Genomic DNA, 22,227 nt, shown 5'->3' on the forward strand with positions numbered 1-22,227 from the left:
CACTCACGCGCCGTGGAGGCTGTCCGGCTGTCCGGCTGTCTGACAGGTTCACGAGTGAGATGTTCCGGGTTGCGGGACGAGACTGTCAAGGTTTCCGGAAAGGAAACATTCACGGGGTGCGACACCTGAATGCCCAGGCGTCACACCCCGTGGCGGAGCGATGACGAGGTCAGGCGCTGATCGTGTTGGTGGCGAGCAGCCCGAAGAGGGTCAGGCCGATGACGATCCGGTAGATCACGAAGGCGTTGAAGGAGTGCTTGGCGACGAACTTCAGCAGCCAGGCGATGGAGGCGTAGGCGACCACGAAGGAGACGACCGTGCCGACGACCAGCGGAGCGGCGCCGACTCCCGCGCCCAGGGCGTCCTTGAGCTCGTAGAGACCCGCGCCGGTCAGGGCCGGGATGCCGAGGAAGAAGGAGAGACGGGTCGCGGCGACCCGGTCCAGGTCCCGGATGAGGGCGGTCGACATGGTGGCGCCGGAGCGGGAGAAGCCGGGGAAGAGCAGGGCGAGGATCTGGGAGGAGCCGACCCACATCGCGTCCGCGAAGGAGGTGTCGTCCTCACCACGCTTGTGGCGGCCCATCTGGTCGGCCGCCCACATCACACCGGAGCCGAGGATCAGCGAGCCGGCCACCACCCAGAGCGAGGCGAGCGGGCCGTCGATCAGCGGCTTGGCGGCCAGGCCCACCAGGACGATCGGGATGGTCGCGGCGATCACCCACCAGGCGAACTTGTAGTCGTGGTGGTAGCGCTCCTCCTTGTTGACCAGCCCCCGGCCCCAGGCGGAGACGATCCGCCGGATGTCCTTGAAGAAGTACACCAGCACGGCGGCGATGGCACCGACCTGGATGACAGCCGAGAACCCGACGACGGACTGGTCGTCGACGGGGATGTTCATGAGTCCCTCGGTGATCTTGAGGTGGCCGGTGGAGGACACCGGGAGGAACTCGGTCACCCCCTCGACTACCCCGAGGATGGCGGCCTGACCGACGGAGATGGCGCTCATGGGATCCAGTTCTGCAGAGTTTGGTCGACAGTGCTGTAGACAGTCTTACAACGCGCGGGTGTGAGGCAAGTCCTAGGCCCACACCGCCTGGGCGATCGCCACTCCGGCGAAGGCCGCCCCGAGCCCCGTCGCCACGCTCGCGACGACGTTGGCCGCAGCGTAGAGCCCAGCACCGGTCTCGGTCAGCCGCAGGGTCTCGTAGGAGAACGTCGAGTACGTCGTCAGCGCCCCGCACAGCCCGGTGCCCAGCAGCAACTGGAGGTGGGGGCCCGCCGCGCCCGCCGAGGCCGCGCCGGTCAGCAGGCCCAGGATCAGGCAGCCGATGACGTTGACCACGAAGGTACCCCAGGGGAAGAGGGAGTCGTGCCTGGCCCGCACGGCGAGGTCGGTGAGGTAGCGCAGCGGAGCACCGACGACGGCACCGGCGACGACCAACAGCCAGTTCACAACGACTTCTTACCCTTCAGGTCCGTTTTGCTGGGTTTCGTGTCCCGTCCGACGTATCTGATGACCTCGCAGCCGTCCAGGGTGACGAGGCCCTCGGTCACCAGTTCGTCGAGCTGGGGCAGGAACGCCCGGATCCGTTCCTCCGTGTCCACGACGCCGACCGTCACCGGCAGGTCCTCGCTCAGGAGGGGCTTGTGGTGCCAGGTGCCGTCCTCGCCGATGCGGACCGTCAGGCGCAGGGCTCGGCCGGTCAGTCTCGTCATCGCTGCCTCCGGAAGAGGGCACGGCGGGTCACGGTGGCCGCGCACCACACCGCGGCGAGGGCCGCGCACAGGGTCGCGGCGAGGTAGGCCAGGCCCGTGGCGGGCCGGCCGTGGTCGACCAGTTTCTGGATGTCGACGGCATAGGTGGAGAAGGTGGTGAAGCCGCCGAGGACGCCGGTGCCGAAGAAGGGGCGGACGAGGCGGTACGCGGGGAGCCCCTCGGTGATCAGAACCAGGAACGCGCCGATCACCGCACAGCCGATGACGTTCGTCCAGAAGGTCGCCCAGGGGAATCCGCCCGCTGCCGTGGGCAGCGCCAGGGCGAGTGCATAGCGGGCCACCGCTCCGATCGCGCCGCCGGCGGCGACCACCGCGACGACCGGTGCCTCGGCACGCCATTCCAGCCGCCGCCTGTGACTCGGCTGGACCTGGGGGCTCTCGGCTTCCGGGGCTGTCATGGGTCGTAGGTCTCCTGTTCGGCACCGCCCCGACGGGTGCACCAGGGTACCGCCGGATCTACCGGCCCTCACTTCGCGGTGGGGGCCGCACAGACCGCGACACCCGGCTCCCAGACGCTGCCGAGGACCAGGTGGCGGCCGGTCACGCAGACGCTGGTGGCCATGCGGAAGCCGGCGTGGTGGCGGGCGAGGTGGTGGACGACCCTGCCGTGGTCGTCGAGGGCCACCACGGCGATGGTGCCGGCCGGGCGGTAGGGCGCGTGTACGGCGGCGCGCGCGGCGGCCCGGCGGACGGCGGGCGGGGTGCGGTGGAAGAGGTCGAGCGGCGGGTTGCGCGGACCGGCCAGGGCCACCCAGATCAGCTCCCCGTCACGCCACATGTTGTCGGGCATACCGGGGAGTTCGGCGAAGAACTCGGCGCGGCCGGCCCGCGGGCCGGTGAGCCAGTAGCGGGTGAGACGGTACGCGCCGGTCTCGGCGACGATCAGGAAGGTGCCGTCGCCGCTCACGGCCAGCCCGTTGGCGAACTGGAGGCCGTCGCAGGCCACTTCGGCGGTGTGGGCGCCGGGCGCGAGGCGCAGCAGGCGGCCGGTGCCGCTGTGCTCGACGATGTCACCGATCCACCGGTCCAGCGGGAAGCGGCGGCTGGAGGCGGTGAAGTACACGGTGCCGTCGGGCAGGGCGACCACGTTGCTCGCGAACCGCAGCGGCTCCCCCTCGACCGAGTCGGCGAGGACGCGGACGGCACCGTCGGCGAGGCCGACGCGCAGCAGGCCGCGCTCCGCGTCGCAGACGAGCAGGTCGCCGTCCGGGAGGAGTTCGAGGCCCAGGGGGCGGCCGCCGGTCCGGGCCAGCTCGCGGACCCGGGCGGTGTCCGGGTCGCCGAGCCCGTCCAGACGCAGGATGCGGCCGTCCTCGACGCCGGTCAGGACTCCGCCGTCCGGATCCGTCACCACGTCCTCCGGGCCGCGGCCGCCGATGGCGACGTAGTGGAGGGGGACGAGGCGCGCAGGTCGGTCCATGACTCCCATACTGACAGGCCTAACCGGTCTCACCAGCCCTTCTCGAACATCCGGGCCACCTCGGCGATCCGGATCTCGTCACGCCGGTAGTAGGTGCGGTGCCGGATGCGCCGGGTGCGCAGCAGCCCCAGCCGGGTCAGCATGCCCAGATGGGCGCCGGCCACCTTGCGGGAGACGCCGAGCTTGACCGCGACGGCCCGGACGGTGACGCCGTTCTCGTTGAGGTCCACGTGACGCTGGGGCGGGAAGTGGGCCGCCGGATCCTTGAGCCAGTCCAGAATGTCCAGGCGGCTCACGCTCTTGGAGTTCCTCAGCATCCGACCGGCCTCCGTCCGTCCCCTGCCTCCTCGTAGTGCGTTTTTCCCACTGTTCCGCAGCCGAAGCCCCCACGTCAGGGACTCGATGAGCGTTGTCCGAGACCGAACGGCCGTACGCGATCGGCCGAGGAGGGCCTTGCCGTCGCGCCCCGCCCCGGACAGGGGAGGGGCCCGACCGTCCCCTAACGGCCGGGCCCCTCGTCTGTGGTGGTTCAGCGGTGGCTGAACCACGCCATGGAGGAGAGCGCCTTGTCGTCGTAGCCGAACAGGGCCTGGTTCTCCCAGCCGTTGCCGGAGGTGGCGTCGGTCGGGTCCCAGCCATTGCCGGTGACGGCGGTCCAGGTCGCCTCCCAGTAGAAGACACCGAGGCCACGGCCGTTCGGGACGGCCTCGACGATGTTCGCGACGGCGTTCATCCACGCCAGCTGACCGGCCGCGGTGGCCGGGTAGCCGGTGACCAGTTCGCCGCTGGTGTCGATCTGGTTCTCCAGCGAGTCGTCCTGGGCGAGGGTGAACGGGTAGGCGGTCTCGGCGATGAAGACCGGCTTGGCGTAGCGGGAGGCCACGTCGTCCAGGGTGGTCTGGGCGGCGGCCAGCGAGCCGTGCCAGTAGCCGTAGTACGACAGCCCGATCACGTCGTAGTTGATGCCGTAGGTCTTGGCGTTGTCGAACCACCAGCGGACCGTGGCGTCGTCGCCCGCGTTGGCCAGGTGCAGGGCGACCTGGGTGGAGGAGGAGACCGCCTTGGCCGCGCTGTAGCCGGAGTTGATCAGGCCGGCGAGCTGGGACCAGTTGTCGGTGGAGCCCTCGGACCAGAGCATGCCGCCGTTGATCTCGTTGCCGATCTGCACCATGTCGGCGGTGGTGCCCTGCGCCTTCAGTGCGTTGAGGACGTCGTACGTGTGGTTGTAGACGTCGGTCTTGAGCTGGCTGTAGGAGTGGCCGGACCAGGCGGCGGGCTTGGTCTGCTTGCCCGGGTCGGCCCAGCTGTCCGAGTAGTGGAAGTCGACCAGCAGCTTCATGCCGGCCGCCTTGACGCGCTTGGCCACGGCCAGGACGTGCGCCTTGTCGTTGTAGCCGTCGGCCGGGTTGACCCAGACCTTCAGGCGCGCGTAGTTCATGCCGGCGCTCCTGAGGATGGTGACCGCGTCCCCGGTGGTGCCGGAGCTGGTCTTGTAGACGCCGCCCTTGGCCTCGCTCTTGGCGAGTGACGAGATGTCGGCGCCCTTGATGGCCAGGCCGGTCGAGCCGGACGCGAAGGTCAGGTCGTCCACGTTGATCCAGTTGCCCGCGTTGGCATCGGAGTTGATGCTGATCGTGCACTGGTTGCCGGTGACCGCGATCGAGGTGACGATCCGCACCCAGCTGCCGGTGGAGACCGGCAGGTCGGTCCGCTGCTCCGAACTGCCGCAGTTCTTCAGGGATATGTAGGCGGAGTTCTGCCCGCCGCTGGAGCGGACCCAGGCGGTGAGGGTGTAGTTGCCGTTGGTCAGACCCGACAGGTACTGGTACGTCTCCACCTTGTAGGCGGAGGCCGAGTAGTGGCTCAGGCGGTAACTGCCGCTGTGGCCGCCGGACTCGGTGTACGAGGCGCCCGTGTCGCCGTACTCCGACCAGCCGGTGGGCGTGGCCACGCCCGCACCGTCCGACTCGAAGCCGGCGTTGGTGAGGGTGCTCGCCGCCTGGGCGGTCTGCGCCGGGAGGGCGGTGAGGGCGAGTCCTGCCAGCAGCGGCAGCAGCAGGGCTCTGATGGTGCGTCTGGGATGGAACATCATCGTCCGTCGTCCCTTCGACGTGACTGGGGAGGGGTGTCCTCCGGCGGGGCCGGAGGAGGCCCCTCCGCCCACGGCTCTCGTGGCACTCGCGGGCGGAGGGGAGTCTCGGCGGACCCGGGTGCGGCGGCCCGGTCCGCGGCCGGGGCTCAGCCGTCGAGTCGTACGACCCGGACGGCGCCCGCGGGGACCGCGAGGCGGCCCGCGGCGCGTTCGCCCGTCAGCAGTTCGGTGCCGTGTGCCTCCAGCGGCACCTTGGCGTCGGTGGCGGTGTGGTTGATGGCGAAGAGGAAGGTGCCGGACTCGCCGGAGCGGCGGACCACCTCGACATCGCGGGGCAGGTCGGCGCGGGGCGCGATCCGGGCGTCCTCGGCGGCCCGGCCGAGCAGGGCGTCGAGGCCGTGCGCGTCCAGGCGGGTCGACACGTACCAGGCGGTGCCCTCCCCCAGCCGGTGCCGGGTGACGGCCGGGTGGCCGGCGGTGAGGCCGTCGGTGTAGGTCCAGACGGTCTCGGCGGCGCCCGGGACGACGAACTCGGTCCACACGTCGCCGGTGAGTTCGGAGCCGTCGGGGCCGGTGAGGCGCACCCGCTGGTCCCGGAGAAGGGGCGAGAACTCCTCGACGGTGAGGCCGAGGGCGTCGCGCAGCGGGCCCGGGTAGGCGCCCTCGTGCACGGCGTCGTGCTCGTCGACGATCCCGGAGAAGTACGAGACGACCAGGGTGCCGCCGTTCTCGACGTACTCCCTGAGGTTGTTCCCGGCCGCCTCCGTCATCAGGTAGAGGGCCGGTACGACGACAAGGGGATAGGCCGACAAGTCGCTTTCCGGGTGGGCGAAGTCGACCGTGAGGTGGCGGTCGTAGAGGGCCTCGTAGAAGGCGTCGGCGCGCTCGCGCGGGTCATGGTCCTCGCTGGGGCGCCACTGGAGGTTCTGCGCCCACCAGGACTGCCAGTCCCACAGGACGGCCGCGTCGGCCTGGGTGCGGGCGCCCTTGACCTGGGCCAGCGAGTCGAGGGATGCGCCCAGTTCGACGACCTCGCGCCACACCCGGGTCCCGGTGCCGCCGTGCGGAAGCATCGCGGAGTGGAACTTCTCGGCGCCGCGCCGGGACTGCCGCCACTGGAAGAACATCGCGCCGTCGGATCCGCGGGCCACATGGGCCAGGGAGTTGCGGGCCATCTGGCCGGGGGCCTTGGCCGGGTTGCGGGGCTGCCAGTTCACACCCGAGGTGGAGTGCTCCAGCAGCAGCCAGGGCGCGCCGCCGGCCACGGAGCGGGTGAGGTCGGCGGCCATCGCGAGGTTGACGTGGGTGCGGCGGCCGTCGGTGATCAGGTAGTGGTCGTTGGTGACCAGGTCGACCTCGCGGCCCCAGGCCCAGTAGTCGATCGAGTCGCACTGGCTGAGGGCGGTCATGAAGTTGGTGGTCACCGGGACGCCGGGCGAGAGGCGGTGCAGGATGTCCCGCTCCGCACGGAAGTTCTCGCGGATGGTGGCGTCGGTGAACCGCTTGTAGTCGAGGGCCTGGCCCGGGTTGCCCACGGTCGGGGTGACGCGCGGCGGGTTGATCTGCGCCAGGTCCGTGTAGTGCTGGCCCCAGAAGGCGGTGCCCCAGGCCTCGTTGACCGCGCCGACCGAGCCGTGGGTGTCGGCGAGCCAGCGGCGGAAGTGGGCGGCGCAGGAGTCGCAGTAGCAGGCCGAGACGGGGACGCCGTACTCGTTGTGGACGTGCCACATCGCCAGCGCCGGGTGGTCGCCGTAGCGCTCGGCGAGGCGGGTGGTGATGTCGGCCGCCGCCGCGCGGTAGTCGGCGTTGCTGTGGCAGATGGCGCCGCGTGAGCCGAACTCGTAGCGCACGCCCTGCGCGGTCACCGGCAGGGCCTCGGGATGGGCCCGGTAGAACCAGGCGGGCGGCGCCACCGTGGGCGTGCCCAGGTCGACGCGGATGCCGTTCTCGTGCAGCAGGTTGACGACCCGGTCGAGCCAGCCGAAGTCGTACTCCCCCGGCGCGGGTTCCAGCAGGGCCCAGGAGAAGATCCCGACGCTCACCATCGTGACCCCGGCCTCGCGCATCAGCCGGACGTCCTCGTCCCAGACGGTTTCCGGCCACTGCTCGGGGTTGTAGTCCCCACCGAAGGCGAGCCTGGTCAGGCCCCTGGGGGTGGTGTCCGGCATGGATCTCTCCCGTTTAATCGATCATTTGGGAACGTTCACACACAACGATCGTGGCGTGAGCCCAACATAACCGCACAGCAACAACCATTGACAAGTGTCCGGGATGTTTCTCTACTGTGAACGCTCACAGAGCATGACACGGACTCGCGACGGGCGATGATCCGGGTCTGAGAACGCTCACACAACATCTGCACGGCAGGTTCCCGCGACGGGCGGGGACCCAGGTCAGGGGAGAGATCCATGCCGCACACGAAGCGCCGCCGCCTCGTGACAACCGCCGTCGCCGTCTCGCTCGGCGCCACCGCCCTCGCCGCCTGCGGCTCGTCCGACGACGACAGCAAGGCCGACTCCGGTCCGGTCTCGCTGACGTACTGGGCCTGGGCGCCCGGTATGGACAAGGTCGTCGACCTGTGGAACAAGGGCGAGGGCAAGAAGGAGCAGATCACCGTCACGGTGAAGAAGCAGGCGTCCGGCGACACGCTGGTCACCAAGATCCTCACCGCGCACAAGGCGAAGAACGGCCCCGACCTGGTGCAGGCCGAGTACCAGGCGCTGCCGACGCTGGTCAGCAACGACGCCGTCGCCGACATATCGAAGAACGTCGGTGACGCCAAGGGCAAGTTCGCGGACGGTGTCTGGCAGCAGGTCACGCTGGGTACGGACGCGGTGTACGCGGTGCCGCAGGACATCGGCCCGATGATGTTCTACTACCGCGCGGACCTCTTCAAGAAGTACGGCCTGACCGTCCCCACCACCTGGGACCAGTTCGCGAAGACCGCCCGCGCGCTGAAGAAGAAGGCGCCCGACACCGACCTGACCACGTTCTCCGCCAACGACTCCGGCCTGTTCGCGGGCCTCGCCCAGCAGGCCGGCGCCAAGTGGTGGACCACCTCCGGCGACAAGTGGAAGGTCGCCATCGACGACGCGGCCACCCAGAAGGTGGCCAAGTTCTGGGGCGGGCTGGTCAAGGAGGGCGCCATCGACAACCAGCCGATGTACACCCCGGCCTGGAACAAGGCGCTGAACACCGGCAAGCAGATCGCCTGGGTCTCCGCGGTGTGGGCGCCGGGCACGCTGACCACGGCCGCGCCGGACACCAAGGGCAAGTGGGCGATGGCTCCGCTCCCCCAGTGGTCCGCGTCCGAGGACGTCACCGGCAGCTGGGGCGGCTCCTCCACCGCCGTCACCACCGACTCCAAGCACCAGGAGGCCGCCGCCAAGTTCGCCGCCTGGCTGAACACCGACGGCGACGCGCTCAACGCGCTGGCCAAGGAGGGCGGCATCTACCCGGCGTCCACCTCGGCCCAGCTCAGCGGCGCCTTCTCCAGCCCGCCGGAGTACTTCTCGAACCAGGCGGACTTCTACACCAAGGCCGCCGAGATCGCGAAGACGACCGCGCCCTCCGCGTGGGGCCCGAACGTGAACGTCGCCTACACGTCGTTCAACGACGCGTTCGGTGCCGCCGCGAAGAACAAGTCGGACTTCGCCGCCGCCCTGCAGAAGATGCAGGACGCCACGGTCGCCGACATGAAGAAGCAGGGCTTCGAGGTCTCTCAGTGACCAGCCCCACCAGCCGGAGGTCGTACGGGGTCAAGGGGGCCCCGTACGCCTTCCTCATCCCCGCCGCGATCCTCTTCGCCCTGTTCTTCGCGCTGCCCATCGGGTACGCGGTCTGGCTCAGCTTCCGCAAGGTGCACGTCTCCGGGCTCGGCCTGGGCGCCGGCGCCCGCAGCGAGGTCTGGGCCGGCCTGGAGAACTACAAGGACGCCCTCACCGACAACGAGTTCTTCGACGGTGCGCTGCGCGTCCTCGGCTACGGCTGCATCGTCGTCCCGGTGATGCTGGGCCTCGCCCTGCTGTTCGCCCTGATGCTCGACTCCGAGCGGGTCCGCCTCGCCCCCTTCACCCGGCTCGCGATCTTCCTGCCGTACGCCATCCCGGGCGTGGTGGCCGCGCTGCTGTGGGGCTTCCTGTACCTGCCGGACGTCAGCCCCTTCTACTACGTGCTCGCCAAGCTGCACCTGCCACAGCCGAACCTGCTGGACGGGGGGCCGCTGTACCTGGCGCTGTCCAACATCGCGGTCTGGGGCGGCACCGGCTTCAACATGATCGTCATCTACACCTCGCTCCGGTCCATCCCGGCCGAGGTGTACGAGGCGGCCAAGCTGGACGGCGCCAACCCGTTGCAGACCGCCCTGCGGATCAAGATTCCGATGGTGGCGCCCTCGCTGGTGCTGACCTTCTTCTTCTCGATCATCGCGACGCTCCAGGTCTTCAACGAGCCGACCACCCTCAAGCCCCTCACCAACTCGGTGAACACGACCTGGAGTCCGCTGATGAAGGTGTACGAGGACGCCTTCCGCAAGGGGGACATCTACTCGGCGGCGGCCGAGGCGACCCTCATCGCCCTCGCCACACTGGTGCTGTCCTTCGGGTTCCTGCGGGCCGCGAACCGCCGCAACAAGCAGGAGGCAGCAGGATGAGTTCTCTTGCCGTCCGCAAGACCGCCCCGGCCGCGGGTACGACGCCCGGTACCGCCCAGGGGCCGCCGCTGCGCCGCCGGATCGCCCTGATCCCGACGCTCACGCTGCTCCTCGGCGCGATCTACACGCTCCTCCCGGTGGCCTGGGTGGTGATCGCCTCCACCAAGTCAGGCAGCGAGTTGTTCTCCACCTTCACCTTCCTGCCGGGCACCGGGTTCCTGGACAACCTCAAGGACCTCGACGCCTACCGCGAGGGCATCTACTGGAGCTGGATGGGCAACTCCGCCCTGTACGCCGGTGCGGGCGCCCTGCTGTCGACCTGCGTGTCCGCCTTCAGCGGCTACGCCCTCGCCACCTACCGCTTCCCGGGCCGCGAGTCGATCTTCAACGTGCTGCTGGCCGGCGTGCTGATGCCCCCGGTCATCCTCGCCATCCCGCAGTACCTGCTGCTCGCCAAGGCGAACCTCACGGACTCCTACCTGTCCGTGCTGCTGCCGCAGATCCTCTCCCCGTACGGCGTCTACCTCTCCCGTATCTACGCGGCCGCGGCCGTGCCCACGGACGTGGTCGAGGCCGGGCGGATGGACGGGGCCAGCGAGTGGCGGATCTTCACGCGGATCGCGATGCCGATGATGATCCCCGGCATGGTCACGGTGTTCCTGTTCCAGTTCGTGGCCGTCTGGAACAACTTCCTGCTGCCGTACATCATGCTCAGCGACGACGAGAAGTTCCCGCTCACCCTCGGCCTTTACACACTCCTGGAGCAGGGCGCCAACACTCCGGCGCTGTACACCCTGGTGATCACCGGGGCGTTCCTGGCCGTGCTGCCGCTGATCGCGCTGTTCCTGGTCATTCAGCGGTTCTGGAGCCTTGACCTGCTGTCCGGGGCCGTAAAGTCATGACCATGGGCAGTAATGCGGGGGGCCGGCGCAGACCGCCGACGATTCACGACGTGGCACGCGAGGCGGGCGTCTCACGGGGGACCGTCTCGCGTGTGCTCAACGGGGGGCACTACGTCAGCCCCGCCGCCGAGCAGGCGGTGAACGACGCCATCCGCCGCACCGGGTACGTCGTGAACCGGCACGCCCGTTCGCTGATCACCGGACGTTCGGACTCGGTCGGCTTCCTGCTGACGGAGCCTCAGGAGAGGTTCTTCGAGGACCCCAACTTCAACGTGCTGCTGAGCGGTTGCACCCAGGCGCTGGCCGGGCACGACATCCCGCTGCTGCTGATGCTGGCGGGCACGAAGGACGAACGGCGGCGCATCACGCGGTACATCACCGCCGGGCACGTCGACGGGGTGCTGCTGGTGTCCAGTCACTCCGGTGACCGGGTCGCCGAGGAACTGCGCGACGCGGGTGTGCCCCTCGTCCAGTGCGGCAAGCCCATGGGGCCCGGCTCCAAGGTGAGTTACGTGGCGGCGGACGACCGGGACGGCGCCCGCGACATGGTGCAGCACCTGCTGTCGCGGGGCCGCCGCCGGATCGGCATGGTGAGCGGCCCTCTGGACACCCCGGGTGGCGTCGATCGCCTCGCCGGCTACCAGGAGGTGCTCACGGAAGCGGGTATCGAGGTCGACGAACGGCTCATCGTCTCCGGCGACTACAGCCGGGCCAGCGGCGAGGTGGGCGCCGAGCGGTTGCTGGCGCAGGCCCCGGACCTCGACGCGCTTTTCGTGGCCTCCGACCTGATGGCACAGGGAGCCCTGGCGGCGCTGCACCGTGCGGGCCGCCGGGTGCCCGAGGACGTCTCGGTCGGTGGCTTCGACGACTCGGTCGCCGCGATGGAGGCCACCCCCGCTCTCACCACGATCCACCAGCCCTATGACCGCATCAGCGCCGAGATGGTGCGGCTGCTGCTCGCCCAGATAGGCGGCGAGGACCCGGCGGCGGTGATCCTGCCGACGGAACTGGTGCGGCGCGAGTCGACGTGAGCCGGGCGCGGTCCGGAGGTGCCGGGGCCCGCCGTCGGGCGTCTGCGCTGCCGCCGCGTGGGCTTGGCGCGCCCACGCGGCGGCAGCCGCGTATCAGGCAGAGCCCCGCGCCCCTGTGGGCGCCTTCGCCGAAGTCCGCAACCGGTCAGGATCGAAGAAGCCGCGGCGGCCTCCCCCGTCCTAGCGTGGGCTCACCGGCCGAAACGCGCCGGTTCCCTGACCCCGAGGAGTGAGAACGCCATGACCGCAGGCGTGCAGACGATCATCTACCCCGTGAAGGACGCGGCGCGGGCCAAGGCCCTGTTCACCGCCCTGCTGGGCGTCGAGCCGTTCGCCGACGAGCCGTACTACATCGGGTACAAGGCGGCCGGACAGGACGTCGGCCTGGACCCGAACGGGCATGCCCAGGGGCTGACCGGGCCGACGCCGTTCTGGCACGTCACCGATCTGCGGGAGCGGCTCGCGGCGCTGCTGGCGGCGGGTGCGGAGCTGGTCCAGGACGCCCGGGACGTCGGCAACGGCCGGCTGGTCGCCTCCGTGAAGGACGCCGACGGGAACATGGTGGGGCTCCTTCAGGACCCGGTGGCCTGACCGCCGTACCGCCCCCTCTCGTACGGCCTGTGAAATCCTGCTTGCACCCGCACTAGTTGCACACTCAACGATTGGCCGGATCGGTGCTACGGTGCGGGTATGGCAGTCAAGACGGCCGAGGCCCGGCTGGAGGAACGCTGGCGGGACATCCTGTCGGTGCACGCGCGCACGATGTGCGAGATCGACCGGGTGCTGCACCCGCACGGGCTGGGCGCGAGCGACTTCGAGGTACTCGACCTGCTGGCCACCGAGTCGCCCGCCGAAGGTGACCACTGCCGGGTGCAGAACCTGGTGGGACGGGTGCATCTGAGCCAGAGCGCACTGTCCCGGCTGATCGGGCGGCTCGAGAAGGACGGTCTGGTGGAGCGGTCGGTCTGCGTCGAGGACCGGCGGGGCGTGTGGGTCGCGCTCACCGCCGAGGGCCGTGCCCGGCACGCAGAGGTACGACCGCTGCAGCGGGCCGCCCTGGAGCGGATGCTCGCAGGTCCGGCCGTCGGCTAGAGCGCGAACTCGATGCCGTCCGGGAGGACTTCGATGCCCTCCTCGGCCAGCTGGGCGCGGGCCCGCGAGGCCGGGTCGACCAGGGGGTTCGTGTTGTTGAGGTGGGTGTAGATCCGGCGGGTACGGGGATGCCGGGCGAGGGCGGCGAGGCTGCCGTGCGGACCGGAGACCGGGAGATGGCCCATGGCGGCCTGCCCGGGTCCGGAGCGGACCGTGGTACCCATCTCGTCGGCGGTGAAGAAGGTGCCGTCCAGCAGCACGCAGTCGGCCTCCGCGCACAGCTCGTCGAGCGTGTCGCTCCAGGCGCCGACACAGGGCGCGTAGAGCAGGACTCCTCCGGTGGCCAGATCCTCGATGCGGTACGCCGTGACCCAGCGGCCGTCGGCCGCCGCGAGCGCGGCCGGCACGTACTTCGGGGCCTTGGCACTCACCGGGTGGGCGGTCACGACCAGGCCGCCGGACAGCACGAAACCGCCGTCGGCCAGGCTGTCGGCCCACTCCCAGGGGGCATAGCGGTCGAGGGCGCCGCGGGCCGGCTCCAGCAGCGTCCGCACGGGAAGGGCCGCGTACACCTTCAGGTCCGGTGCCCCGCGCAGCACGGTCAGACCGGTGACGTGGTCGGCCTCGGCATCGGTGAGCAGCACTCCCCGCACCGGCGTCTCCCGGGGGCCCGGACCCGGCCAGAGCACCGCGGTGGCGGTGAGCTGGGCGCGGATGTCCGGGGAGGCGTTGAGCAGCCACCAGTCCCGGCCGTTGCCGGTCAGGGCCACGCACTCCTGGGTACGGGACGGCAGCTTGCCGTCCCGGGCGGCGGCGCACAGCACGCAGGCGCAGTTCCACTGCGGGAATCCGCCACCCGCGGCGGTGCCCAGCAGGACGACCCTCACGACGATCCGCCCCTCTCCGTCTCCCCGGCCCCTGCTGGGATCTTCCCTCAGGATGGGCCGCCCTACCCGTGGCTGGGAGGACCTTCCGGCCGTCCTTCGGGGGGCTGCCGGTCCACCGGGCGCATGGGCGGGATCGGCTCCGACGGGAAGTCGCGCCCGCCGGTCCACAGCGCCGGTACGGCATCGCACCGGCGGCACAGTTCGTAGGCCACGGCCTCGTAGTTGACCCGCCAGCCGTGGAAGTGCGGCCAGGCCTCCCGCGTGCCGCGTTCCGCGCGGAAGCCGCTCTTCTCCAGCATGGTCACGGCCGCCTCGAACTCGCCGTACGACAGGTCGATCGGGGCGTCCGGGGGCGGGTCGGCGTCGAAGGTCGCGCGTACCGAGGCGGCGATGTCGCGCAGGGCGGTGAACCCGGCGCGCAGCACCAGGCGGGCCTCCGGCGGGGCGGCGCGCGGGGTGAGCGCGAGCTGCAGGGCGGCCGCGTCCATGACGGCGATCAGGCCGACCAGCCAGCTGCGGTAGGGGCGGGGCGAGCGGAACGCCAGCAGCACCGGGTAGGTGGCGTGGCTCTCCCCCATGTCAGCCGCCAGCCGCTCCCAGGCCCGGTACAGCTGGGGCAGCGCGACCTCGGTGTCGACCAGCCACTGCCGGGCCAGGATCTCCGGGCCCCACGCGGGCTCGCCGGCCCGGGACTGCAGGAGGGTGACCTCCAGTTCGCGGCGGTTGTAGGCCGCGTACAGGGTGGGGAGGTAGGCGATCTGCAAGGCGATGACGACGGGGCCGGTGGCGGCGGCGACGAAGTCGAGCGCGGACAGCCGCAGCCGGGCGCCGCTGGCGAACCCGAGGGTGAACAGGCTGGAGCCGGCCTCCCGGAACGCGATGCTCCAGGACAGCGGGGAGAACGCGTACAGCAGCAGGCCGAAGCCGAGGAACGCCCCGCCGAGCCAGGCGGCGAGCATGCCGATCAGCATCAGCGGGGCGAGCCAGGTCTCCGCCCGGTCGATGGCCCGGTAATCGCGGCCGCGCGCGGTGAGGCAGAGCAGCTTGCGCAGGGTCCACCACAGCCGGTACACCAGCACGGAGTACAGGCCCCGGGGGACCACGAGGGTACGCAGGATGCTGCGCAGGACCAGGATCAGTACCAGTCCCCCGGCCACCCCGGAGATCCATTCCATGGGGCCATTCTGGCCCGCACGGCGATCTCCCGGTGACCGGGACCCTCTATCGGCCCGTCAGGCCGTCAGCCCATCGGCCGGGCCAGCAGGGTGCGTACGCCCTCGGAGGTGAGCGTCAGCGCGTGTGTCGAGCTGCCGTCGATGGCGAGCGACAGGTTGTCCTCGGGCCACTGCTGGGCGAGTGCGCCCAGTGGCACCAGGCGGTAGCGGGAGACCGTCGGCAGCAGGCCGGTCAGCTCTCCCTCCGAGGTGAACACGGGGACGACGGGGTCGCCGTCAGGGCGTTCCAGGACGGGCAGCGCGATCATGGCGGGGTCGGCGGCCTCCGCCGCGTCGTCCGGCACCGGGACCAGCACGTCGCTGTGCGCGAGCGTGTCCAGTGCGTCACGGTCCTCGGCGTTCACGGCCAGCGTGTCGAGTGCCCGCTGGGCCGGCGTCGGAAAGTCGTCGTGTGCGGGTGTCTCCATGACAGATCCCCAGGTAGTGGTGGTACGGGCCGCAGGGACCGGCGGGTACCGGGCGGCCACGGCACGCGTACCCGAACGGGGCCGGGGCATGCGTCCGGACTCTTTCCCCCGGGCGACCGAACGGCAGCTCCGCGCCCGGATGACGGCGGGACGGGGGCGAGGTGGGCGCGGTGCGAGGTGCGGGCGATGTGGGGGGCCCGGGCCGTGCGGGGCTGGGGACACGGGGGGTGCGGGGGCGGCTTCTTGTAGGACGCGCCGTGTGGCGATCGCGGCTGACGGTCCGGGCGGGGTGGTGGTGCGGGCCGCGCGCAGGGCGGGCGGGGTGGTCGTGCGGACCGCAGGCCGGGCCGGGTGGTCATGCCGGCGGCGCAGTGGTCGCGGCCCGGGTCTCCTGCGCGCGGATCCGGCCGCGGCTCAGCGCCAGGGTCCCGCGGCGAAGCCTAGTGCGCACCGAACCAGGGCCAGATCAGCGTGCGCGGGGTGTCCTTGCGGTCGGCGTCGCCGATCACGTCGAGGCCGTGGGTCTCCAGCTGGAGCTGCCGGCCGGGTTCCCGTGCGTCCGCCATCGTCGGCCCATCCGTCCAGGTGTGTTGGCTGGAGGCTAGGTCTGCCGCCGACGGGGGGGCATGGCAGGGCGCTCAGGGCGGGCGGCGCTCAGCGGGCCCGGAACGGCAGCGGCGGCCACCGCCCACCGGATCTCGGGCTCCCCCAACTCCCCCGGACCGCAACCCGATTGGGTCACCCCGATTTGACACCGCCCGGCACCCTCTCCAATCTATGATCATGACATCCATTTTCAACAGGACGGGCGGCTAGCGATGCGTGTGGCTTTCGTCGGCAAGGGCGGCAGCGGCAAGACCACCCTGTCGGCCCTCTTCACCCGTCGGCTGGCGCGGTCCGGCGCGCCGGTCGTCGCGATCGACGGCGACATCAACCAGCACCTGGCCCACGCCCTCGGCCTCGACGAGGACGAGCTGTTCACGGCGCCGCCGCTGAGCGCGCGGACCGGTGCGATCAAGGACTATCTGCGCGGCACGAACCCCCGGATCCCGTCCCGGGAGGCCATGGTCAAGACGACCCCGCCCGGGCGCGGCTCACGGCTGCTGCGCCTGCTCGGCGACGACGAGGTGCACTCCCACCACGTCCAGGAGGTCGGCGGGGTGCCGCTGATGGTCACCGGGGCGTTCGCCGAGAGCGACCTCGGGGTGGCCTGCTACCACTCCAAGCTCGGCGCGGTGGAGCTCTATCTCAACCACCTGGTGGACGGACCCGGCGAGTACGTCGTCGTCGACATGACGGCGGGCGCCGACGCCTTCGCCTCCGGTCTGTTCACCCGCTTCGACATGACCTTCCTGGTGGTCGAGCCGACGCGCAAGAGCCTCTCCGTGTACCGCCAGTACCGGGACCACGCGGCCGAGTTCGGCATCCCGGTCGCCGTGGTCGGCAACAAGGTGACCGGCGCGGACGACCTCGCCTTCCTGCGGGAGCGGGTGGGCGAGGACCTGCTGGCCCACTGCGAGCTGTCGTCGTATGTCCGCGCCCAGGAGCAGGGCCGGGGCGGCGGTGCGCTGGAGCCGCACAACTCCCGGGCCATGGACCGGCTGCGCACCGCCGTGGACGCACGGGCCAAGGACTGGGACGCCTTCCAGCGGCACGCCGTGGAGTTCCATCTGCGCAACGCCACCGCCTGGGCGAACGCGGCCACCGGCCAGGATCTGGCCGCCCAGGTCGACCCGGACTTCCGGCACGGACCGGCGGCCCTGCCCGCCTTCGCCTGAAGCCCGCTCCCCTCTCGATCCACCCACCTCCAACAGAACAGGACACAGCCCTATGTCGCTCGACGTCTCCCCGCGGTTGCTCGCCGAAGCCGAGAACGGTGTGGTGCGGGAGGAGGACTTCGTGGAAACCGTCCGTACGTCGCTGCCGTACGCGTACCAGCTCATCGCCCGGCTGACCGCCGAACTGCACGACGGAACCCGCGAGTTCGCCGACAACCAGAACCCGCCGCCGTCGGAGAAGGAGCGCGGGCAGCTGCTGCGGGCGCTGTCCTCCGACGCGATCCGGGCCGGCCTGGAGCGGCACTTCGGGGTCGCCCTCGCCTTCCAGAACTGCCACCGGGTGGCGGTGTTCCCGCCCGAGGCGCGGGGCGGCGAGACCCACACCCGCTTCACCTCGGCGCGTTCGCAGATCCTCAACCAGTCACCGGAGTTCCGCGACTGCTGAAACTGGGCGGTCAGGAAGCGACGCCTCGACCGCCGCGCGAACTCCGCCGTCAGGGAGTGGGCCGATGGCCCGACTCGTCCTCCTGGACCACGCGCCGCACCGCCGTCAGCGCGCGCTCCGGGAGGACGGTCAGCGGCGGGGCGCCCTCAACCGCCGCGGTAGCTCGCAGACTCCTGGCCCCGCACCGTCCCCCAGGAGCCCGCTGCCTTGCCCCGGCCGCCCGGGCCGGCATGGCCGCTCAGCCGGCGACGATCTCGGCGAACCGCTCGGCGCCCACATTGCCGCCGGAGAGGATGACCCCGATCCGGCGCGGCCGCGGCGCCACCCGGTGGGCGAGCAGCGCGGCCAGGCCGCTGGCGCCGCTCGGTTCGACGACGGTCTTCATCCGCTCGAAGGCGAACCGCATCGCGTCCCGGATCTGGTCGTCGCTCACCAGTGAGATGTCGTCCACCAGGCGCCGGTTGACGGAGAAGGTCAGCTCGCCGGGGATGTCGGCCGCCTGGCCGTCGGCGATGGTCCTCGGCACGGGAATGGACACCCGGTGCCCGGCCGCCAGGGACCGCTTGGTGTCGTCCCCGGCTTCGGGCTCGACCCCGACCACGCGGATCCCGGGCAGCAGCCCCTTCGCGGCGGTCGCGCTGCCGGCGATCAGTCCACCGCCCCCGACCGGTACCACCAGGGCGTCCAACTCACCCACCTCCTCGATGAGTTCGAGGGCGGCGGTGCCCTGTCCGGCGATCACGTGCGGGTGCTCGTACGGCGGGACCAGCGCGAGTCCGCGTTCGGCGGCGAGGGCCTCGCCGATGGCGACGCGGTCGCCGGTGTAGCGGTCGTACGTCACGATCTCCGCGCCGTATCCGGCGGTCGCCTCCAGTTTGGCGCGCGGGGTGTCCTCGGGCATCACGATCACGGCGGTGGTGCCGAGTTCGCGGGCGGCGAGGGCGACGGCCTGGGCGTGGTTGCCGGAGGAGTAGGCGGCGATGCCCTTGGCCAGCTGCTCGGCGGAGAGCCGGGACGCGGCGTTGTAGGCGCCCCGGAACTTGAAGGCGCCGATGCGCTGGAGGTTCTCGCACTTCAGGAAGACCTCCGCGCCGACCAGTTCGTCCAGGGTGCGCGAGCGCAGCACGGGGGTGCGGTGGGCCACTCCCTTGATCCGCGCGGCCGCGTCCTGCACGTCCTGGAGGGTCACGGGCGGGGTGTCGGGCATTCGTCCTCCGTTCTGGGCGCCGCCGGGCGCCGGATGGGCGTCGGACAGAGCCGTTCGACGCCGACCGCATGGAATTATTGTCTATCATCTGGACGGGAAGTCCAGACCCAGTCCGGGCGGGGACACGGAGGCGAGCCGATGGCACAGGAACCGACGGGTGCGGCGGGCGAGGCGGCCCGTGCCGAACAGGACGCGATCATCGCCGCTCTCGCCCCGGTCGTCGACGGGCTCGCGGCGACCTTCGGCGCCTTCTGCGAGGTCGTCATCCATGACTTCCGGCGCCCCGAGCACTCCGTGGTGGCCATCGCCGGGTCCGTCACCGGCCGCCGGGTCGGCGGGTCGATGAGCGAGATCGGCATGAAGCTGCTGGCGGCCGGCGACGCGGCGGCCGACGAGCTGAACTACCTCACCCGCACCCGGGACGGGAAGCTGGTCAAGTCGTCCACGATGGTGCTGCGCGACGCGGCCGGCACGGCGTTCGGCGCGCTGTGCGTGAACCTCGACGTCACGGCCGTGACCCAGGTACACGCCCTCGTGGGCGACCTGGCCGGGGTCGCGGCCGGGCCCGAGGCACCGCCGACCACGACGTTCGGCGACGACATCACCGCCGTACTGGACTCGATCGTCGACGCCCGCCAGCTGCGCGGGACCGGGCCGTGGCCCCAACTCACCCGCGAGGAACGCCTGGAGTTGTTCCGCGACCTCGACCGCCAGGGCGTCTTCGCGGTGCGCGGCGCGGTCCGGCAGATCGCCGCCCGGCTCGGCATCTCCCGCGCCTCCGCGTACAACTACCTGGCGGCGACCCGCGCGGACTAGCCGGACGGCGGCGTCATCCGATGTGCACGACCCGGGCCCAGGGGGGCGGTTCGTCCGGTACGTAGTCGGGGTTGCTCTCGTTGTACGACGTGCCGGTGTACCGGCGGGGGAACAGCCCGACCACCGTCCGGCAGGGCGGCCGGGTCCCCGGCCAGGGTGTCTGTCCGTCGGTCAGGGCCACCACGACGTCCGGGGCGGGGCGGGCCCGCAGCGCGCTGGCGAAGCCCGCGCGCAGATCCGTACCGCCGCCGCCCACCAGCGCGATGCCCTCCGCGCGGCACAGCGGGTGCACGGTCCTGGCGGCCGCGTCGCAGGAGACCACGCTGACCAGGTCCCGGCGGCCGCCGACGGCGCGGGCGATGGCGGCCACCTCCAGCAGGGCGCTGCCCAGTTCGGCGTCGCTGACCGAGCCGGAGGTGTCGATGACGACGGAGACCCGGGGCGGTCTGCGCCGCAGGCTGGGGAGCACCACCCCGGGCAGGCTCGCCGAACGGCGCGAGGGGCGGCCGTAGTCGTAGTCGTCACCGGCGCCCGCGGCGGAGGTCGCCGAGCGGACGGCCGCGCCCAGCAGCTCCCGCCACGGTTGCGGCGGATGAAAGGCCTCCTCCGCCCAGCGCCGCCAGCCGTCGGGGGTGCTGCCCGGGCGCCCGGTGATGGCCTGGGCCACCCGGAACCGCACACCGTCCCGTTCCTGCTCGCTGAGGCCGTGCGCGCCGTCCGGCCCCAGGTCCCACTCCCGCTCACGGCCGTCGGCGCCGCTGCCGCAGTCCAGCCAGGTGAGGTCCTGCGTCAGCGGTCCGAGCCGGAACTGGCGCAGATAGTCCTCCATCAGCAGGCCCTCGTGCAGCCGCAAGTGGTCCGGCCGCACAGCGCCTTGGGGCCGGGCGAGTCCCTCGCCGTAGGCGTCGTCGTTGATCTCCAGGTCCGCCGCGATGTTCATCCGCAGCCGCTCGCCGGCCCCGGTCAGCCCGCGCTCCCTGGCGACCCGGTCGCTGCGCCCGTGGTGGTCGCGCAGCAGATGCGACACCTCGTGCACCCAGACGCCCGCCAGGTCCTGCACCGGCATCCGGTCCACGAAGGCGGGCGAGACATAGCACCGCCAGTGGGTGTCGACGGCCATGGTGGGCACCTGCCGGGACTCCACCACGTGCAGGGCGAACAGCGCGGTGGCGAGGTAGGGCCGGGCCCGGGCGGCCTGCAACCGGGCGGCATACAGCTTCTCCAGGTCCAGTGGGCCGGCCGGTCGGGCGTTCATCGTCCGGCCTTCGCGGCGACGCGCTGGGCGGCCCGGTCGGCCCGGCGGGAGACGGACACGGCTCCGGCGAGGCGTTCCACGGCCTCGGGCACGTCCCAGTCCTCCTGACGGAGCGAGGCGAGGGTGGTGGCGGGCACGACCACCAGATCGGGGGCGCCGGTGTCCAGCGCCCGGACCAGCAGCGCCCAGGCCGCGTCCCAGCGAGCCCGGTCGGGCCGCTCGCGCACGGCGGCGACCACGCCGTCGAGCACGGCCTGGCGCAGGTCACCGCGCTCGGGCAGCTCGGCCGCGCCCGGCTCCGCGAGCAGGGTCTCGGGGTCCGGGAGTTCCATCCGGTCCACGCTCGCGAGCAGTTCGAGGCCCGGGCCGTCCCCGACCGTGCCCCGCACCAGCAGGGAAAGCACGTCCCGGGAGGATCCCGCGGCGTGTGCGAAGGCGACCAGGCGCAGGGTCATGTCCCAGCTGCGCGGTGACGGCCAGGCGCCGCCCCTGCGCGTCTCGCCGCTGGGCAGCCGGTGGACGAGCGTGGGCCGGGTGGCGAGCAGGCCGCACACCGCGCGGCGCGCGAAGTCCACGGCGGCGGACAGCTTGTCCGGGTCGAGCCGGGGCAGCGTCGCCCGCGGCCAGGTGCCGCCGAGGCCGCGTACCACGACCTCGTGGTCATGGGCCCACTGCAGATGCACGAACCGGTTGGCCAGCGGCGGGCTCAGCTCCCAGCCGTCGGCCGCCGAGGACCGCGGGTTGGCCGCCGCGACGATCCGTACCCCGGGCGGGAGTCGAAGGGCGCCGACCCGTCGTTCCAGGACGAGCCGGAGCAGGGCGGCCTGCACGGCCGGCGGCGCGGTGGACAACTCGTCGAGGAAGAGCAGGCCCCGGCCGGCCTTCACCAGCCGTACCGCCCAGTCCGGCGGAGCCATCGGGACGCCCTGGACGGCGGGGTCGTCGCCTACGACGGGCAGCCCGGAGAAGTCGGACGGCTCGTGCACGCTGGCGATCACCGTGGTGAGCGGCAGGTCGAGGGACTCGGCCAGCCGGGTCAGGGCGGCGGTCTTGCCGATGCCGGGCTCGCCCCACAGCAGGACGGGCAGGTCGGCGGCGACGGCCAGGGTGAGCGCCTCCAGCTGGGTGTCGGGCCGGGGTTCGGTGACGGAGTCGTCGAGCAGCTTCAACAGGTCTTCGGCGACGTCGAGTTGGGCGGCATTGCGAGTGGGCATGTCTGATCACCTTGGATGT

24 protein-coding genes are annotated in these 22,227 nt (G+C 71.6%); 9 read left to right on the plus strand and 15 right to left on the minus strand.

Annotation, left to right across the window (positions count from 1 at the left end; translation table 11 throughout):
* Positions 1-169 precede the first annotated feature (169 nt).
* The 8 genes from AB0N16_RS33445 to AB0N16_RS33480 all read right to left on the minus strand — a co-directional run bounded on the left by AB0N16_RS33445 (position 170) and on the right by AB0N16_RS33480 (position 7,456).
* Positions 170-1,006 (minus strand): undecaprenyl-diphosphate phosphatase, encoded by an 837-nt coding sequence (locus tag AB0N16_RS33445; protein WP_365803321.1) that lies wholly within the window; start codon positions 1,004-1,006, stop codon positions 170-172.
* Between the two features lie 72 nt (positions 1,007-1,078).
* On the minus strand, positions 1,079-1,453 hold the full coding sequence (crcB, locus tag AB0N16_RS33450; RefSeq protein WP_365803323.1) for a fluoride efflux transporter CrcB: 375 nt from the start codon (positions 1,451-1,453) through the stop codon (positions 1,079-1,081).
* A complete protein-coding gene (locus AB0N16_RS33455; protein ID WP_365803325.1) occupies positions 1,450-1,716 on the minus strand; it encodes a DUF190 domain-containing protein in 267 nt (88 codons plus the stop codon). Before AB0N16_RS33455 ends, crcB (AB0N16_RS33450) begins: the two co-directional genes overlap by 4 nt.
* Positions 1,713-2,174, minus strand: a complete 462-nt coding sequence (crcB, locus tag AB0N16_RS33460; RefSeq protein ID WP_365803327.1) for a fluoride efflux transporter CrcB — start codon at positions 2,172-2,174, stop codon at positions 1,713-1,715. The genes AB0N16_RS33455 and crcB (AB0N16_RS33460) overlap by 4 nt, the downstream gene beginning before the upstream one ends.
* Positions 2,175-2,242: 68 nt before the next feature.
* Positions 2,243-3,196, minus strand: coding sequence for an SMP-30/gluconolactonase/LRE family protein (locus AB0N16_RS33465; protein WP_365803329.1), 954 nt, complete (start codon positions 3,194-3,196; stop codon positions 2,243-2,245).
* A 29-nt stretch (positions 3,197-3,225) separates the two neighbouring features.
* Positions 3,226-3,513, minus strand: a complete 288-nt coding sequence (locus tag AB0N16_RS33470) for a helix-turn-helix domain-containing protein (protein WP_365803331.1) — start codon at positions 3,511-3,513, stop codon at positions 3,226-3,228.
* Positions 3,514-3,725: 212 nt separating this feature from the next.
* Positions 3,726-5,285, minus strand: coding sequence for a glycosyl hydrolase 53 family protein (locus AB0N16_RS33475; protein ID WP_365803593.1), 1,560 nt, complete (start codon positions 5,283-5,285; stop codon positions 3,726-3,728).
* Positions 5,286-5,434: 149 nt separating this feature from the next.
* Positions 5,435-7,456 carry a beta-galactosidase gene (locus AB0N16_RS33480; protein ID WP_365803333.1) on the minus strand — a complete coding sequence of 674 codons (2,022 nt, stop codon included), beginning with the start codon at positions 7,454-7,456 and terminating at the stop codon, positions 5,435-5,437.
* Between the two features lie 240 nt (positions 7,457-7,696).
* Between AB0N16_RS33480 and AB0N16_RS33485 the strand changes: the two genes are divergently transcribed.
* From AB0N16_RS33485 to AB0N16_RS33510, 6 genes are all read left to right on the plus strand, one after another.
* Positions 7,697-9,016, plus strand: coding sequence for an extracellular solute-binding protein (locus AB0N16_RS33485; protein WP_365803336.1), 1,320 nt, complete (start codon positions 7,697-7,699; stop codon positions 9,014-9,016).
* Entirely contained in the window at positions 9,013-9,939 is a 927-nt protein-coding gene (locus AB0N16_RS33490; RefSeq protein ID WP_365803338.1) for a sugar ABC transporter permease, read from the plus strand. The genes AB0N16_RS33485 and AB0N16_RS33490 overlap by 4 nt, the downstream gene beginning before the upstream one ends.
* The gene (locus tag AB0N16_RS33495; protein ID WP_365803340.1) at positions 9,936-10,841 is read left to right on the plus strand and encodes a carbohydrate ABC transporter permease; all 906 of its coding nucleotides are present in this window, start codon (positions 9,936-9,938) and stop codon (positions 10,839-10,841) included. Before AB0N16_RS33490 ends, AB0N16_RS33495 begins: the two co-directional genes overlap by 4 nt.
* Positions 10,838-11,872 carry a LacI family DNA-binding transcriptional regulator gene (locus tag AB0N16_RS33500; protein ID WP_365803342.1) on the plus strand — a complete coding sequence of 345 codons (1,035 nt, stop codon included), beginning with the start codon at positions 10,838-10,840 and terminating at the stop codon, positions 11,870-11,872. Before AB0N16_RS33495 ends, AB0N16_RS33500 begins: the two co-directional genes overlap by 4 nt.
* A gap of 240 nt (positions 11,873-12,112) precedes the next feature.
* On the plus strand, positions 12,113-12,463 hold the full coding sequence (locus AB0N16_RS33505; RefSeq protein ID WP_365803344.1) for a VOC family protein: 351 nt from the start codon (positions 12,113-12,115) through the stop codon (positions 12,461-12,463).
* Positions 12,464-12,562: 99 nt separating this feature from the next.
* Entirely contained in the window at positions 12,563-12,964 is a 402-nt protein-coding gene (locus tag AB0N16_RS33510) for a MarR family transcriptional regulator (protein WP_365803346.1), read from the plus strand.
* Here the strand turns inward: AB0N16_RS33510 and pqqB are convergent.
* From pqqB to AB0N16_RS33530, 4 genes are all read right to left on the minus strand, one after another.
* Positions 12,961-13,851, minus strand: a complete 891-nt coding sequence (gene pqqB / locus AB0N16_RS33515) for a pyrroloquinoline quinone biosynthesis protein PqqB (RefSeq protein WP_365803348.1) — start codon at positions 13,849-13,851, stop codon at positions 12,961-12,963. The genes AB0N16_RS33510 and pqqB overlap by 4 nt on opposite strands.
* Positions 13,852-13,913: 62 nt before the next feature.
* Complete coding sequence (locus tag AB0N16_RS33520; RefSeq protein ID WP_365803350.1) at positions 13,914-15,026, minus strand: hypothetical protein; 1,113 nt, start codon at positions 15,024-15,026, stop codon at positions 13,914-13,916.
* A 65-nt stretch (positions 15,027-15,091) separates the two neighbouring features.
* Positions 15,092-15,493, minus strand: a complete 402-nt coding sequence (locus AB0N16_RS33525) for an SseB family protein (RefSeq protein ID WP_362564950.1) — start codon at positions 15,491-15,493, stop codon at positions 15,092-15,094.
* 440 nt (positions 15,494-15,933) lie between these two features.
* Complete coding sequence (locus AB0N16_RS33530) at positions 15,934-16,059, minus strand: hypothetical protein (RefSeq protein ID WP_365803612.1); 126 nt, start codon at positions 16,057-16,059, stop codon at positions 15,934-15,936.
* Positions 16,060-16,311: 252 nt separating this feature from the next.
* On the opposite strand from AB0N16_RS33530, the gene AB0N16_RS33535 reads away from it, so the two are divergent.
* Both AB0N16_RS33535 and AB0N16_RS33540 read left to right on the plus strand, forming a co-directional pair.
* Positions 16,312-17,271 (plus strand): ATP-binding protein, encoded by a 960-nt coding sequence (locus tag AB0N16_RS33535; protein WP_365803352.1) that lies wholly within the window; start codon positions 16,312-16,314, stop codon positions 17,269-17,271.
* Between the two features lie 52 nt (positions 17,272-17,323).
* Positions 17,324-17,716 (plus strand): SCO5389 family protein, encoded by a 393-nt coding sequence (locus AB0N16_RS33540; protein WP_365803354.1) that lies wholly within the window; start codon positions 17,324-17,326, stop codon positions 17,714-17,716.
* A 238-nt stretch (positions 17,717-17,954) separates the two neighbouring features.
* On the opposite strand, the gene AB0N16_RS33545 is transcribed toward AB0N16_RS33540, so the two are convergent.
* Positions 17,955-18,923: a threo-3-hydroxy-L-aspartate ammonia-lyase gene (locus AB0N16_RS33545; RefSeq protein ID WP_365803356.1), complete on the minus strand. Its 969-nt coding sequence runs from the start codon at positions 18,921-18,923 to the stop codon at positions 17,955-17,957.
* Between the two features lie 138 nt (positions 18,924-19,061).
* Here AB0N16_RS33545 and AB0N16_RS33550 point away from each other — a divergent pair, with 138 nt between their 5' ends.
* On the plus strand, positions 19,062-19,739 hold the full coding sequence (locus AB0N16_RS33550; protein WP_365803358.1) for a PAS domain-containing protein: 678 nt from the start codon (positions 19,062-19,064) through the stop codon (positions 19,737-19,739).
* Positions 19,740-19,752: 13 nt separating this feature from the next.
* Here the strand turns inward: AB0N16_RS33550 and AB0N16_RS33555 are convergent, their stop codons facing one another.
* Positions 19,753-20,994: a VWA-like domain-containing protein gene (locus AB0N16_RS33555; RefSeq protein ID WP_365803360.1), complete on the minus strand. Its 1,242-nt coding sequence runs from the start codon at positions 20,992-20,994 to the stop codon at positions 19,753-19,755.
* Positions 20,991-22,208, minus strand: a complete 1,218-nt coding sequence (locus AB0N16_RS33560; protein ID WP_365803362.1) for a MoxR family ATPase — start codon at positions 22,206-22,208, stop codon at positions 20,991-20,993. Before AB0N16_RS33560 ends, AB0N16_RS33555 begins: the two co-directional genes overlap by 4 nt.
* Between the last annotated feature and the right edge of the window lie 19 nt (positions 22,209-22,227).

The sequence above is a fragment of the Streptomyces sp. NPDC051105 genome, assembly GCF_040682795.1.
Classification (GTDB): Bacteria; Actinomycetota; Actinomycetes; order Streptomycetales; family Streptomycetaceae; genus Streptomyces.

What these genes read in the sequence shown, in the direction of transcription:
- AB0N16_RS33445 (WP_365803321.1), bottom strand. Translation starts at nt 1,006, where the DNA reads ATGAGCGCCATCTCCGTCGGTCAGGCCGCCATCCTCGGGGTAGTCGAG.
- AB0N16_RS33455 (WP_365803325.1), bottom strand. Translation starts at nt 1,716, where the DNA reads ATGACGAGACTGACCGGCCGAGCCCTGCGCCTGACGGTCCGCATCGGC.
- crcB (WP_365803327.1), bottom strand. Translation starts at nt 2,174, where the DNA reads ATGACAGCCCCGGAAGCCGAGAGCCCCCAGGTCCAGCCGAGTCACAGG.
- AB0N16_RS33465 (WP_365803329.1), bottom strand. Translation starts at nt 3,196, where the DNA reads ATGGACCGACCTGCGCGCCTCGTCCCCCTCCACTACGTCGCCATCGGC.
- AB0N16_RS33470 (WP_365803331.1), bottom strand. Translation starts at nt 3,513, where the DNA reads ATGCTGAGGAACTCCAAGAGCGTGAGCCGCCTGGACATTCTGGACTGG.
- AB0N16_RS33475 (WP_365803593.1), bottom strand. Translation starts at nt 5,285, where the DNA reads ATGTTCCATCCCAGACGCACCATCAGAGCCCTGCTGCTGCCGCTGCTG.
- AB0N16_RS33480 (WP_365803333.1), bottom strand. Translation starts at nt 7,456, where the DNA reads ATGCCGGACACCACCCCCAGGGGCCTGACCAGGCTCGCCTTCGGTGGG.
- AB0N16_RS33485 (WP_365803336.1), top strand. Translation starts at nt 7,697, where the DNA reads ATGCCGCACACGAAGCGCCGCCGCCTCGTGACAACCGCCGTCGCCGTC.
- AB0N16_RS33495 (WP_365803340.1), top strand. Translation starts at nt 9,936, where the DNA reads ATGAGTTCTCTTGCCGTCCGCAAGACCGCCCCGGCCGCGGGTACGACG.
- AB0N16_RS33500 (WP_365803342.1), top strand. Translation starts at nt 10,838, where the DNA reads ATGACCATGGGCAGTAATGCGGGGGGCCGGCGCAGACCGCCGACGATT.
- AB0N16_RS33505 (WP_365803344.1), top strand. Translation starts at nt 12,113, where the DNA reads ATGACCGCAGGCGTGCAGACGATCATCTACCCCGTGAAGGACGCGGCG.
- AB0N16_RS33510 (WP_365803346.1), top strand. Translation starts at nt 12,563, where the DNA reads ATGGCAGTCAAGACGGCCGAGGCCCGGCTGGAGGAACGCTGGCGGGAC.
- AB0N16_RS33520 (WP_365803350.1), bottom strand. Translation starts at nt 15,026, where the DNA reads ATGGAATGGATCTCCGGGGTGGCCGGGGGACTGGTACTGATCCTGGTC.
- AB0N16_RS33525 (WP_362564950.1), bottom strand. Translation starts at nt 15,493, where the DNA reads ATGGAGACACCCGCACACGACGACTTTCCGACGCCGGCCCAGCGGGCA.
- AB0N16_RS33530 (WP_365803612.1), bottom strand. Translation starts at nt 16,059, where the DNA reads ATGGCGGACGCACGGGAACCCGGCCGGCAGCTCCAGCTGGAGACCCAC.
- AB0N16_RS33535 (WP_365803352.1), top strand. Translation starts at nt 16,312, where the DNA reads ATGCGTGTGGCTTTCGTCGGCAAGGGCGGCAGCGGCAAGACCACCCTG.
- AB0N16_RS33540 (WP_365803354.1), top strand. Translation starts at nt 17,324, where the DNA reads ATGTCGCTCGACGTCTCCCCGCGGTTGCTCGCCGAAGCCGAGAACGGT.
- AB0N16_RS33545 (WP_365803356.1), bottom strand. Translation starts at nt 18,923, where the DNA reads ATGCCCGACACCCCGCCCGTGACCCTCCAGGACGTGCAGGACGCGGCC.
- AB0N16_RS33550 (WP_365803358.1), top strand. Translation starts at nt 19,062, where the DNA reads ATGGCACAGGAACCGACGGGTGCGGCGGGCGAGGCGGCCCGTGCCGAA.
- AB0N16_RS33555 (WP_365803360.1), bottom strand. Translation starts at nt 20,994, where the DNA reads ATGAACGCCCGACCGGCCGGCCCACTGGACCTGGAGAAGCTGTATGCC.
- AB0N16_RS33560 (WP_365803362.1), bottom strand. Translation starts at nt 22,208, where the DNA reads ATGCCCACTCGCAATGCCGCCCAACTCGACGTCGCCGAAGACCTGTTG.